This window comes from Cupriavidus sp. HE11 (genome assembly GCF_056097175.1).
Genome location: NZ_CP184466.1, coordinates 258,630 through 271,200, shown reverse-complemented (window position 1 = coordinate 271,200; position 12,571 = coordinate 258,630). Strand labels below are relative to the sequence as shown.

Here is a 12,571-nt window from a genome sequence, read left to right as displayed (position 1 = left end):
TGCCCGTCAGGCCCGCCTGGGGAGACGACTCATGTCCGCAACTATCGATAAAACCCGCCAACTGGACGATCTGTTGAGCAACGCCGTCCAGGATGACAAGGAAAATGGCGCCTTCCGCTGCCGCCGCGACATCTTCACGAACGCCGACCTGTACGAACTCGAGATGAAGCACATCTTCGAGAGCAACTGGGTCTATCTGGCGCACGAAAGCCAGGTGCCCAACAACAACGACTACTACACCACGTGGATTGGTCGCCAGCCCATCGTCATCACGCGTGACAAGACCGGCGAACTGCACGCGGTGATCAATGCGTGCGCCCACAAGGGGGCGATGCTCTGCCGCCGCAAGCACGGCAACAAGGGCAGTTTTACCTGCCCATTCCACGGCTGGACGTTCTCGAACGCGGGCAAGCTGCTGAAGGTAAAGGACGAGAAGACCACCGAATACCCGGTGCAGTTCAACAAGCAAGGCTCGCACGACCTGAAGAAGGTCGCCCGCTTCCAGAACTACCGTGGCTTTCTGTTCGGCAGCCTGAGCGAAGACGTGATGCCGCTCGAGGACTATCTGGGCGAAACGAAGGTCATCATCGACCAGATCGTCGCACAGGCGCCAGAAGGTCTTGAAGTGCTGCGCGGGAATTCGTCCTACATCTACGACGGCAACTGGAAGATGCAGATGGAGAACGGCTGCGACGGCTATCACGTCAGCACCGTGCACTGGAACTATGCCGCCACGATGGGCCGCCGCAAGGTGGAAGGCACCAAGGCCGTCGATGCCAATGGCTGGAGCAAGTCGATCGCAGGCGTGTACGGCTTCGAGCATGGCCATATCCTGCTCTGGACCAACACGATGAACCCGGAAGTGCGCCCGGTCTATCAGCACCGTGAAGAGATCGCCGCGCGTGTCGGCGAAGACAAGGCGAACTACATCGTGAATCAGACACGCAATCTCTGTCTGTATCCGAACGTCTTTCTGATGGACCAGTTCAGCACCCAGATTCGCGTGGTCCGCCCGGTCAGTGTCGACAAGACCGAAGTCAGCATCTTCTGCTTCGCCCCGAAAGGCGAAAGCGCTGAAAACCGCGCCATCCGCATTCGCCAGTACGAGGACTTCTTCAACGTCTCCGGCATGGGCACCAGCGACGACCTCGAGGAGTTCCGGGCGTGCCAGGCGGGGTACGCCAGCACGACGTCGATGTGGAACGATATGTCCCGCGGCGCACCGTTGTGGGTCCACGGCCCCGACGCGAACGCCAGGGGCATGGGGCTGAACCCGCTGATCTCCGGTGAACGCAGTGAAGACGAAGGTCTCTTCGTCGTGCAACACGAATACTGGATGCAGGTGATGCGCGAAGCCCTGCGCAAGGAACACGCAGAGGCGGCTGTATGACCATCGACTATCAAGCAATCTGTCAGACGCTTTATCAGGAGGCGCGCTTTCTGGATGACCGCCAGTGGGACGAATGGCTGGCCTGCTACACGGCAGACGTGACCTACTGGATGCCGGCCTGGGACGACGACGACAAGCTCACCGAAGACCCGCAGACCGAAATCTCTCTGATGTACTACGCGGACCGCGGTGGCCTTGAAGACCGGGTGTTTCGCATCCGGACCGAGCGCAGCAGCGCTTCGATGCCGGAACCGCGCACCAGCCACAACGTGACCAACGTCGAGGTGCTGGCAGCGCGCGCTCACGAAATCGACGTTCGCTACAACTTCAACACGTTGAGCCACCGCTACAAGGTGACGGACCAGTTCTTCGGCACCGTCTATCTCACCTTGCGCAAGGTTGAAGATCGCTTGCTGATTTCGAGCAAGAAGATCGCGCTCAAGAATGACTATATCCGCCAGGTGCTCGACGTCTATCACGTCTGATGGCACCGGTTGGCGCAAGACAGGACGCAGGAGGCAATATGTCCAGCTACAACATCGCACTGAATTTTGAAGACGGCGTGACCCGTTTCGTCGAATGCAAAGCCGGCGAAAAGGTTCTCGATGCCGCGTTCCGCGCCAAGATCAACCTGCCGATGGATTGCTCCGACGGCGTGTGTGGCACTTGCAAGTGCCGCGCCGAGAGCGGCCGCTACGACCTGGGCGACGACTATATCGAGGACGCACTGAGCGAGGACGAGAAGGATAACGGTCTCGTACTCACGTGCCAGATGGTGCCGCAGAGCGACTGTGTCATCGCCGTGCCCGCGTCGTCGACCGTTTGCAAGACCGAGCAAAGCAGGTTCGCGGCGACGGTCACCAAAGTCGAACAGCACAATGACGCGGCGGTAGTGCTCGAGCTTGATGTCGACAGCATTCCGCCAGTCTTTCTGGCGGGCCAGTACGTCAACATCGACGTACCCGGCAGCGGGCAGCACCGCTCCTATTCGTTCTCGTCCGCACCCGGCGCATCGAAGATCAGCTTCCTGATCAAGAAGATTCCTGGCGGCGTGATGAGCACCTGGCTGGAATCAGCCCAGCCCGGCCACACCGTGCAACTGACCGGCCCTCTTGGCAGCTTCTATCTTCGGGCAGTGGAACGTCCGCTGCTGTTCCTGGCTGGCGGCACAGGCCTGGCGCCGTTCCTGTCGATGCTCGAAGTGTTGGTGCGTGCAAACTCGCAGCAGAAGGTGCATATGATTTACGGCGTGACACGAGATCTCGATCTGGTCCAGGTTGAGGCGATCGAGGCGTACGTCGCGAAGCTGCCCAACTTCACGTTCAGCACCGTGGTCGCGGCAGAAGAATCGAGCCACCCTCGCAAGGGCTGGGTCACCCAGCATATGCCGGCGGAATACCTGAACGATGGCGACGTCGACGTGTACCTGTGCGGACCGCCGCCGATGGTCGACGCCGTGCGCAAGCACTTCGACGACAACGGCGTAAAGCCCAACAGCTTCCACTACGAGAAGTTCACGCCCAACGTGGCCCCGGTGACCGCATGAATGCCCGTCGATTCGTAGGCAAGGTGATGGTGGTCACCGGCGCGGCACAGGGTATCGGTCGTGGCGTGGCACTTCGCGCAGCAGCCGAGGGCGCAAAGGTGCTGTTTGTCGACCGGGCCGACTTTGTTGCCGAAGTCGCTGCCGAAGCAACTGGGGCAGACGCCGCCGCGTTCATGGCCGACCTGGAGACCTATGAAGGCGCCGCCTCCACGATGGATTTCGCGATCAAGCTCTTTGGTCGTATCGACATCCTGGTAAACGGTGTGGGTGGCGCCATCAGAATGCGGCCCTATGCCGAGTTCGAACCGGCCCAGATCGATGCCGAGATTCGCCGCTCGCTCATGCCTACCCTGTACACCTGCCATGCGGTCCTGCCGCACATGCTCGCGCAAGGTGGCGGGACCATCGTGAACGTTTCATCGAACGCCACGCGCGGAATCCGTCGCGTCCCGTATTCGGCTGCAAAAGGCGGCGTCAACGCGATGACGCAATCGCTGGCAATGGAGTACGGCGAGCACAACATTCGTGTGGTCGCGGCTGCCCCCGGCGGAACCGAAGCGCCTCCGCGCCGCGTACCACGCAACGCGGCCGGGGATAACGAACAAGAGCAGGCCTGGATGCGCGAGGCAGTCACGCAGGTGACCGGGTCGACATTCTTCAAGCGATACGGCACGCTCGACGAGCAGATCGCACCGATTCTGTTCCTCGCCTCTGACGATGCGGGCTACATCACTGGCGCCGTGTTACCGGTGGCCGGCGGCGACAACGGCTAACGCCTGCCGAGGCTCGCTTCACGCATAGGGTGGATGCGACTCGACGGTCAACTCGCACGCCATTCGCAATGACCTCGTCGGTTGCGTCGACACAAAGCAACGATGTAGCGCCTTCGTCAAGGATCGCCTCGCTCACGACCAGTACCCGTACGCCATCGCACCCCCGCCAACGCTGCACCAGACAGCGACCGGCAGATTCAACGTTTCAGGCCAGGGCAACCGCTACTCCCCTCAGGCTTCATAGCCAGCAGGGATGCCGCGGGCCATTCCAAACAAACGGAGGAGACAAAATCATGCGTCACATCGACGTTCACAAGCTTGCAGACGAAGCCCGCTTCAACCGGTTTCATGCCGGACTACTGTTCTGGTGCGCGATCATCATTATCTTCGACGGCTACGACCTCGCCGTCGTAGGCATCGCTCTGCCGTCGATCATGAAAGGCATGGGCGTTACCGCAACAGGTGCCGGATTTATGGTCAGCTCCGCGCTGTTCGGCATGATGTTCGGCGCGGTCATCATGGGGAGCATTGCCGATCGTATTGGCCGTCCCAGAGCCATTGCGATCTGCATCGCATTGTTCAGCGCCTTTACCGCTGCGGCCGGCATGGCGCAGGATCCCATTACATTCAGCGTCACGCGCTTTCTTGCCGGACTGGGAATTGGCGGTGTGATGCCCAACGTCGTCGCGCAGATGACGGAGTTCTCGCCGCGCAGGATCCGCGGAACGATGGTCACGCTCATGTTCAGCGGGTACTCCGTAGGCGGCATGCTCGCGGCATTGATGGGCAAATCGCTGATCGAGACGTATGGCTGGCAATCGGTATTCCTGGCCGCCAGCGTTCCCGTGCTGATCATCCCCGCCGTGTTGAGGTTGATGCCGGAATCGCTGCCGTTCCTGATTCAGCGCAATCGCCTTGACACACTTCGGGCCGTGCTCCAAAAGATGGAGCCGTCCTACCGTGCCCAGGCGACTGACCATTTCGCGTTGCCGCAGGCAGAGAAAGGCACCGGTGCGCCGCTCAGCACGTTGTTCCGCGATGGCCGGGGCTTCAGTACGGTGATGTTGTGGATCGCCTTCTTCATGTGCCTCTTCATGGTCTATGCGTTGAGTTCCTGGCTCACGAAACTCATGGCGGGCGCAGGCTACAGCCTCGGATCGGCATTGACGTTCGTTCTGGTGCTGAACTTGGGCGCGATGACCGGTGCTATCGGCGGCGGCTGGTTGGCAGACAAGTTCAACATCAAACACGTCCTGGTCGGCATGTACGCACTTGCCGCAGTGTCGATCACGCTGCTTGGCTTCAGGATGCCAACCGAAGCCTTGTTCCTCGTGGTCGCGCTCGCGGGCGCGTCCACCATCGGCACGCAGATCGTCACGTATGCCTATGCCGGGCAGTTCTACCCGGCCACGGTTCGCGGCACGGGCATTGGCTGGGCCTCCGGTGTCGGCAGAAGCGGCGCCATCCTTGCGCCCATTGTGATTGGCGTGCTGGTAAGCCTGTCGTTACCGCTCCAGCAGAATTTCGTCGCCATGGCAGTGCCTGCTGTCATCGCGGTGCTGGCTGTGCTCCTGATCGACCACAAGCGATCGGCCTCGGTGATCGACAGCCAGTTGGCCAGCGGCGTGACGGAAACAGAGCCGAGCCTGTCGTTGCGCGCTCAACAACGCGGCTCGTGACATCGGCAACTGCATTCCATGCGGCAGAGCTAAAAAAAATCCCTCGAGGACACTCGAGGGAGATGCTGACTATGGACGGCCCGTAACGGCCGTCTGGTGATTCATTGCACTCTGGAATTACGCACCATCGGTGAACGCGTCACGCCTGTCCGTCACACGAGCACCATCAAGGAACATGTCTCGCTTGTCCGTGACGCGCGCGCCATCGGAAAAGACGTCGAACTTTGATGTCAGACCACCATCGGTATAAGGATCCCGCGGCCCCATCGTGCTGGCGCCGTCGGTGTAGACGTCCCGCGTCCCCACCCCGCCATAGGCCACGCCAGCGCTGAGCGCCGCACTCGCCACAGCGAGCAACAAGATTGTTCTTGCCATTTTTTCACCCCCAATTTGACGTGGTTGGAAGAACCCCCGAAGCTTCAGTTTGTGCGCCGCAACTTCGTACTCGTGAATGTATGCCGCAACGGCAGGTACATGGGTCAGGGGTTGGTCCGAAAAACGCATAGGGGAACGCCCTATTCGAGGATCCTGCGTCCACCTCGGTTGCGAACGGGTATCGAGTCCGGCCTCTGGACGGCAAAACTCGCCATGGCACCCGGAAGCAGCAGCCAAACCTGCCTGGCGCATGGAATCCTTCCTTACCGCGCGCGGAAATCTGGCATAAATTCTAAATACTCTTACGCTGCGTCGTTCCCAGCGTGCCTGGAAGAGACGCAATACCGCGCGCACAAGCATCGTCATTGTGGCCAACAAAAGCCTGGTGTTCGAAGGTCTGCCCCATGATCGGAAGCTAGCAATGCAGAACAACACGCAACCTGCGCGGCTCCGCCTCATTGTCAACACTGCACTGGTCGCGCTGGCCTACTTCGCCGGCGCAAAGCTGGGGCTAGCTTATGCGGTGGTGGGAGGTGCCGTGTCGCTTGTGTGGCCCTCCAGCGGCATCGCCCTGGCTGCCTTGCTTGTCCTGGGTATCCAGGTGGCTCCCGGGATCGCGCTTGGCTCGATCGCGGCCAACATGTCGGTGGGCATGCCGCCTCCAGTGGCACTGGTCATCGGGCTTGGTGCGATGACCGCATCCCTGCTGGCGTGGCTCTCATTGAAGCAGTTCGTGCGATTCCGAAGCACCATGGATCGCAGCAAGGACGTGATCGCCTTCATCATCCTGGGTGCCACGGCCAGTACGGCGGTGAGCGCGCTCACCGGCGCGAGCGCGCTTGTTGCAGCGGGCCTCGCGCGTCCCGGCGAATACACCACCGCCCTTCTCCAATGGTGGCTCGGGGACATGATGGGTGTGCTGGTCGTGACCCCTGCGCTACTGACAGTGATGTCGTATCCGAACCCGGTTCACTCCGCCAGGCTGGCGTTGGAAGCGTGTGCGCTTACGCTCGCGACCGCATGGATCAGTTATCTCATCTTCGGCTCAAGCGAGCTCGCAGGGCACGGATACTATCCTGCTGCCCTGGCAGTCATTCCGTTCACCATCTGGGCCGCACTACGCTTCGATCACTGGGGTACCTGCCTTTCAACCCTGCTGGTTTCGATCATCGCCATCTGGGGCACCACAAACGGAACTGGTCCCTTTGCAGGCGAAACACCGGTGGATAGCCTGGTCAGATGGTGCGCATTTGCCAACGTCGTCGCCGTTACCGGACTGCTCCTGGTGGCGGCACATGCACAGGAAAAACGAATCCAGTGGCTCCTGCTTGCGTCCCACGTCATGCTGGAAGCACGCGTGCAAGAACGAACCCACGACCTCGAACGCGCGAACCAGGAACTGAGGGACGAGATCGCGCGACGTCGTCTGCTGGAGGCGGAACTGATTCGAAGTGGCGATCAGCAGCAGCGGCTTATCGGCCAGGAGTTGCATGACGGCCTTGGCCAGCATCTCACCAGCCTGAGCTTCTATTGCATGGCGCTGAGCGAGGACCTGCAGAAGCATCGGCACCCCGCCGCCACGAGCGCCGCCAAGATCGTCGAACTGGTCAGGCAGGCCGCCTTGATGACGCGTAAGGTCGCGCACGGCCTGGATCCTGTCGCCATCGAGGCTGGTGGTCTGTCAGCCGCGTTGCAAGGCCTGGTCATGACGACACGATCGGTCAACGGCATCGACTGCGCGCTCCAGATCAGGTCAGAGGTGGACTTCCTGGCTCCGCCCATGCAAATCCATCTTTATCGTGCGGCACAGGAAGCGGTCAATAATGCGCTCAAATACAGCCATGGCCGCCACATATGGATCGAACTGGATCGCGCCAGCGGGCTGCAGCGACTCTCGATCAGCGATGACGGCGTGGGCGTGGCCGAGGACCAGATGGCGCGTGCCACAGGACTGGGATTACACAACCTCCGTCATCGGGCGAGTCTGTTGGGCGGGGCGTGCACAGTGTCCTGCAATAGCTGGGGTGGCACCACGGTTGCAATCAGCTTCCCGATACCGGAGAGTCCGGACCATGCACGGAACACCATGTAGTCCGGGCCGGGCGGTCCAGATCCTTATCGTGGATGACCATCCCATCATTCGGGAAGGGCTGACGCATTTGCTGCATTCACATGAAAACCTGCACGTCTGCTGCGTCGCAGGCAGTGTCGAAGAAGCGGTGACTGCGGTCACCTGCAAGCCTGACCTCGCCATCGTGGATCTCAGCCTGCAGTCGAACTCAGGCCTGGATCTTGTCAAGAACTTCCGGCAGCACTATCCAATGCTGGCGATCCTTGTTCTCAGCATGCATGACGAAGCCTTGTTCGCCGAACGTGCGTTGCGGGCAGGCGCAAATGGGTACCTGATGAAACTCGGGGCTACCGAGCATATCCTGAATGCCATCCGGGAGGTACTCGCCGGGAATGTCTACTTGAGCGCAGCGATGCATGAAAAGCTCGCGCGGACGCTGACGACACCAACAAAGACGGCCACAAGCGCCATCGCCAACCTGTCAGAGCGCGAATTCGAGATCCTGCATCTGATCGGACTGGGCTTCAGTACGCGCCAGATTGCCGAGAAAATGAATCGCAGCATCAAGACCGTCGAAGCCCACCAGGCCAATATCAAGGAAAAGCTCGATATCCGCAGTGGCAAGGAGCTGATGCGCTTTGCCATCCAGTGGGTCGAAAGCCAATAGGCGCGAGGTGCCTTTCACGCGTTAAACGCGAAACCCGCCCTGTCCCCAGGGCTCACTGGTTCGCAAATTCCGCAACCGCGCGATTGAACGCGCCGGGGTTGGCGATATTCATACCGTGAGAGGCTCCCACGATTGTCTGCCGTTCAGCACCCCCGATCCACTCCTGAAGCTTCTCGACGGTGCTTCGGAACATGCGCGGGCTCTTTTGCCCATCGATCAGCAACGTTCGGCATTGAATGTCGCAAGCGCCTTCGCGCGTATAGGCGGGCAGCAGGTCGCGCAGTTGCTTTGGAAGAGTAAGGGCATTATCAAGCGCCATGCCGCGGAAGCTCTGTGAACTCTTGTTCCAGAAGCCAGGCATGGTGACCGAGTCGACAAACAGCGTCAGACCGCCGTCGAATTCACCTTGATCGATCAGTTCGGCCGCCCTCGCCCTCAACGCATGGACCGCCGGCGGCAAGCTTGCAACCGCTGCCTGCGGCGTTGCCTGCAAGGGCCCGCCCGGATCCGCAAGCGTCAGCGTCTTCACCAGATGCGGGTACTCGCGCGCCAAATGAAATGCAACGCAACCACCACGCGAGTGGCCGACCAGATGGACCGCCCCCCCGACCCAGCGACTCGATGAACGCCGCCATTTCAACGACATGCGCCCGCCAACTGAAATCGCCATGTCCAGATGCGCCGGTTGCCGGCCAGTAGTGACTCAGGCTGGGGGCGAAGCAATGGAAGCGCTTCGACAGCGTAGCAAGTTGCGGCTCCCAATAACGGTAGTCGCACAACGACCCATGCACGAAAACCATTGGCTCGCCGCTCCCCGTTTCCAGATAGGGCACTGAGGTGCCGGCGGCAGTGTAAGCAAAAGACGGTTGTGGCCAGGCTCCGGCCAGGGCCAGGGTAGTGAGGGGCGCTCGTGCATTCATGGAGTTATTCCTTTGCCGAGACTTTGATGGAAGGCGGGCAAAAAGGTAAACGCATAATTTTGATGGAATCTATCAACGCTTCTGATAGGTCAGCGAGGAATATGCGGATTCCCACGCAAGACGACCGCCCGCCGGGCGCTTGTGATAGCCGTCCCTGAATAAGCCTCATAGATCACATACACTGGCCTTGCGTGGTGCTGCGCAGGGCAAATCCGGATGTTGGCTTCGTCCACCTGGAACGCCGCATCGGCCGCGTCAGCATGGCGTCGTCTATAAATAGGGATACCGATCGTTCATAGCATCCCAATGCCCGTCGACTGCCCCACCATTCTGTTTGGGGCCTTCGATCGCCACAACTTTGGCGACCTCCTGCTGCCACACGTAATGGCCCGTATGCTCGCACCCCGCCGGCTGATGTATGCCGGCCTGGTCCAATGCGACATGCGCGGCCATGGTGGCCATCGGGTGGAGGCCATCACACGCCTTGCCTCAACCGTAGGCGACGGCGTTGTCGATATCGTCCACGTGGGCGGCGAAATCCTGACCTGCAGTACATGGGAGGCGGCTGTGATGCTTCTGCCGACCGAACCGGCGCGATCGGTCGTCACCCAGCTCGATGCACACCCGCAAGCGCGGATGGCCTGGGCACAGACGATGCTGGGGCTCACCGATCTGGCGCCCTATCTGCTGCCCGAGCAGCTGTTTCCCAATCTCAGGCATATCACCTACCAGGCCGTGGGCGGCTTCGATCTCGACCGCAGCGATCCGGCGATGCGCGACGAAGTCGTCGCGAAGCTCGGATCCGCCACGCGCATCGGTGTCCGAGACCAAAAGACGCGCACGACATTGTCCGCTTGGGGCCTGGCATGTCATCTGGCCCCAGACCCGGCCGTGATGGTCGCCGAGCTGTTCGGTGCGCGGATTGACGCTCGATGCCATCGCGGCAAACTGGCCGCGCTGCTGTCCGGATTTCCGGATGGCTATCTCGCGATGCAGTTCGCCGCAGATTTCGGTGACGACCGGACACTCACGCTACTGGCATCGGAGACCCAGCGCATCACACGGTCCACCGGCCTCGGCGTGGTGCTCTTCCGGGCCGGGGCGGCGCCGTGGCACGACGATCTGTCGTGCTACCGCAGGCTAGTCGCGATGGGGACCGGCGCGACCGTGACGGTGTTTACTTCGCTGAACCTGTGGGACATCTGTGCGGTCATCGCCCGTAGTCGCGGCTTTGTTGGCAGCAGCCTGCACGGCAGCATTGTCGCCGCCGCCTATGCCCTCCCCTGCCTGGGACTACTGCGGCCGGGGCAACTACCGCAGAATTCCAAGCAAGCCGCCTTCTGGTCGACCTGGCGCACGGCAGAACTGCCCGCCGTCGTCACGATAGAAGCGTTGGCTGAAGGGATGCAGCAGGCCATGGCAACCGACGCCGCCGAACGTGAAAATCTGGCCAGGCGGCTCGTCGATGCCTGCCGGGCAGACTTGGCGCCAGCCCCTGGACCGATAGCAGCCTGTGGGAGCGAACGTGGCTAACCCGGATTTACTCGATAGCGACCTTGCATCCGCAAAAACTGCTCGTCTGATGGCTGCACAGGCAAGCCCGTGCGACGAACTGGTCATCCGCACGCAGCCCACCGCGATTGACCGCCCGTGCCGGCGCAAGCGTCTGGCGCTCACAGCCACTATCCTCGGCTCGAGCATGGCGTTCATCGACGGCTCCGTCGTCAATGTCGCGCTACCCACCATCCAGCGCGAACTCGGCGCGAGCATTGCCGAGATGCAGTGGATCGTCAACGCCTATCTGCTCTTCCTCGGGTCACTCGTGCTGGTCGGTGGCTCGATGGGCGACACGCTCGGCCGCCGCACGGTCTTCATCTCGGGCATTGGTATCTTCACCCTCGCCTCCATCGCTTGCGGACTCGCGCCAAATGCAGGCTGGCTGATCGCAGCGCGCGTCTGGCAGGGCATTGGCGCGGCGCTCTTCGTACCCAGCAGCCTTGCGATCATAGGTGCCATATACGAAGGCGAAGCACGCGGACGGGCAATCGGCACATGGTCCGCCTTCGGGGCAATCACGTCTGCGGTGGGCCCGGTGGCGGGTGGCTGGCTTGTCGATGCGTTGTCGTGGCGCGCGATATTCTTCCTGAACGTGCCTCTTGCGGTGGCAACCATCGCGCTGGCGACAGCGTCCGTGCCGAACAGCCACAAGATCGATGCGCCGCACGGGCTCGACTGGCCCGGGGCACTCACCGCTACAGCAGGTCTCGGTGCCCTGGCCTATGGCCTGACCGAGGCTTCAGCACGCGGTCTCGCGGATTGGCGCGTGCTGAGCATGACAGGCGCCGGCGTGCTGGTGCTGGCCGCATTCTTGAACATCGAAGCGAACAGCCGCCACCCCATGATGCCGCTGGACGTCTTTCGCTCGCGGGACTTCGTTGGCGCCAACCTCGTCACGTTGCTACTCTACTTCGGTCTGGGCGGCGCTCTGTTCTTCCTGCCGTTCACGCTCATACGTGCGCATGCCTATACGGCGACAGAGGCCGGCGCAGCGCTGCTGCCGGTACCGGTCATCATTGGCTTGTTCTCTCGCTTCACTGGTGGCCTGACGAACCGGTTCGGTGCGCGAGTCCTGTTGAGCGCCGGCCCTTTCGTAGCCGGCATTGGCTTCGCGATGCTGGCGCTTCCATTCCTGGGTGGAGACTATTGGATCGCGTTCTTCCCCGCGCTGGTCGTGCTCGGCATCGGCATGACGATCACAGTTTCCCCTCTCACGGCAACCGTGATGGGAGCGGTGCCACGCATGCATGTCGGCGCGGCATCCGGGATCAACAACGCAGTGGCACGCGTCGCAGGCCTGTTGGCCATTGCGGTGCTAGGTATTGTGTTCGTGTGGTCGCACCAGGCGGCGCTGTCGGCACGCCTCGACGCGCTACAGGTTCCCAGGGAAGCACGCGGCACAGGAGGGTCGTTCGCCCCCCTCGCGCCAGCCGGTGCTACCCGCAGCCCGTCGCCGCAGCCGCAACCGGTCGCACGGGCCGAGGCTGAAGCCATTGCTTACGCGCTGCACGCAGTCGCACTGGTCTGCGCCTTTTGCGCATTTGCGGGGGCGGGCCTTGCAGCAGCAACCATCCGCCCACACAGGTAACGGGC

10 protein-coding genes and 1 pseudogene are annotated in these 12,571 nt (G+C 61.6%); 9 read left to right on the top strand and 2 right to left on the bottom strand.

What is annotated here, in order from left to right; translation table 11 throughout:
• The first annotated feature begins 31 nt into the window (after positions 1-31).
• From ACOABP_RS29155 to ACOABP_RS29135, 5 genes are all read left to right on the top strand, one after another.
• Complete coding sequence (locus ACOABP_RS29155) at positions 32-1,390, top strand: SRPBCC family protein (protein WP_474231265.1); 1,359 nt, start codon at positions 32-34, stop codon at positions 1,388-1,390.
• Positions 1,387-1,875 carry a benzoate 1,2-dioxygenase small subunit gene (gene benB, locus ACOABP_RS29150; protein WP_474231263.1) on the top strand — a complete coding sequence of 163 codons (489 nt, stop codon included), beginning with the start codon at positions 1,387-1,389 and terminating at the stop codon, positions 1,873-1,875. The genes ACOABP_RS29155 and benB overlap by 4 nt, the downstream gene beginning before the upstream one ends.
• A gap of 38 nt (positions 1,876-1,913) precedes the next feature.
• The gene (benC, locus tag ACOABP_RS29145) at positions 1,914-2,936 is read left to right on the top strand and encodes a benzoate 1,2-dioxygenase electron transfer component BenC (protein WP_474231399.1); all 1,023 of its coding nucleotides are present in this window, start codon (positions 1,914-1,916) and stop codon (positions 2,934-2,936) included.
• Positions 2,933-3,709 carry a benzoate diol dehydrogenase BenD gene (benD, locus tag ACOABP_RS29140; protein WP_474231262.1) on the top strand — a complete coding sequence of 259 codons (777 nt, stop codon included), beginning with the start codon at positions 2,933-2,935 and terminating at the stop codon, positions 3,707-3,709. Before benC ends, benD begins: the two co-directional genes overlap by 4 nt.
• 293 nt (positions 3,710-4,002) lie before the next feature.
• Complete coding sequence (locus tag ACOABP_RS29135; protein ID WP_474231261.1) at positions 4,003-5,388, top strand: MFS transporter; 1,386 nt, start codon at positions 4,003-4,005, stop codon at positions 5,386-5,388.
• A 117-nt stretch (positions 5,389-5,505) separates the two neighbouring features.
• Here the strand turns inward: ACOABP_RS29135 and ACOABP_RS29130 are convergent, their stop codons facing one another.
• Complete coding sequence (locus tag ACOABP_RS29130; protein WP_474231259.1) at positions 5,506-5,892, bottom strand: hypothetical protein; 387 nt, start codon at positions 5,890-5,892, stop codon at positions 5,506-5,508.
• Positions 5,893-6,184: 292 nt separating this feature from the next.
• Here ACOABP_RS29130 and ACOABP_RS29125 point away from each other — a divergent pair, with 292 nt between their 5' ends.
• Entirely contained in the window at positions 6,185-7,855 is a 1,671-nt protein-coding gene (locus ACOABP_RS29125) for an MASE1 domain-containing protein (protein ID WP_474231258.1), read from the top strand.
• A 67-nt stretch (positions 7,856-7,922) separates the two neighbouring features.
• A complete protein-coding gene (locus ACOABP_RS29120) occupies positions 7,923-8,501 on the top strand; it encodes a LuxR C-terminal-related transcriptional regulator (protein WP_474231398.1) in 579 nt (192 codons plus the stop codon).
• Between the two features lie 52 nt (positions 8,502-8,553).
• On the opposite strand, the pseudogene ACOABP_RS29115 reads toward ACOABP_RS29120, so the two are convergent.
• Positions 8,554-9,421, bottom strand: a pseudogene (locus ACOABP_RS29115) (alpha/beta fold hydrolase).
• Between the two features lie 306 nt (positions 9,422-9,727).
• Between ACOABP_RS29115 and ACOABP_RS29110 the strand changes: the two are divergent.
• Entirely contained in the window at positions 9,728-10,954 is a 1,227-nt protein-coding gene (locus ACOABP_RS29110) for a polysaccharide pyruvyl transferase family protein (RefSeq protein ID WP_474231257.1), read from the top strand.
• Positions 10,947-12,566, top strand: coding sequence for an MFS transporter (locus tag ACOABP_RS29105; RefSeq protein ID WP_474231256.1), 1,620 nt, complete (start codon positions 10,947-10,949; stop codon positions 12,564-12,566). Before ACOABP_RS29110 ends, ACOABP_RS29105 begins: the two co-directional genes overlap by 8 nt.
• The last annotated feature ends 5 nt before the right edge of the window (positions 12,567-12,571 follow it).

Excerpts from the sequence above, each read along its gene's own strand:
- benD (WP_474231262.1), top strand. The coding sequence starts at position 2,933 with ATGAATGCCCGTCGATTCGTAGGCAAGGTGATGGTGGTCACCGGCGCG.
- benC (WP_474231399.1), top strand. The coding sequence starts at position 1,914 with ATGTCCAGCTACAACATCGCACTGAATTTTGAAGACGGCGTGACCCGT.
- ACOABP_RS29125 (WP_474231258.1), top strand. The coding sequence starts at position 6,185 with ATGCAGAACAACACGCAACCTGCGCGGCTCCGCCTCATTGTCAACACT.
- ACOABP_RS29130 (WP_474231259.1), bottom strand. The coding sequence starts at position 5,892 with ATGCGTTTTTCGGACCAACCCCTGACCCATGTACCTGCCGTTGCGGCA.
- benB (WP_474231263.1), top strand. The coding sequence starts at position 1,387 with ATGACCATCGACTATCAAGCAATCTGTCAGACGCTTTATCAGGAGGCG.
- ACOABP_RS29135 (WP_474231261.1), top strand. The coding sequence starts at position 4,003 with ATGCGTCACATCGACGTTCACAAGCTTGCAGACGAAGCCCGCTTCAAC.
- ACOABP_RS29155 (WP_474231265.1), top strand. The coding sequence starts at position 32 with ATGTCCGCAACTATCGATAAAACCCGCCAACTGGACGATCTGTTGAGC.
- ACOABP_RS29110 (WP_474231257.1), top strand. The coding sequence starts at position 9,728 with ATGCCCGTCGACTGCCCCACCATTCTGTTTGGGGCCTTCGATCGCCAC.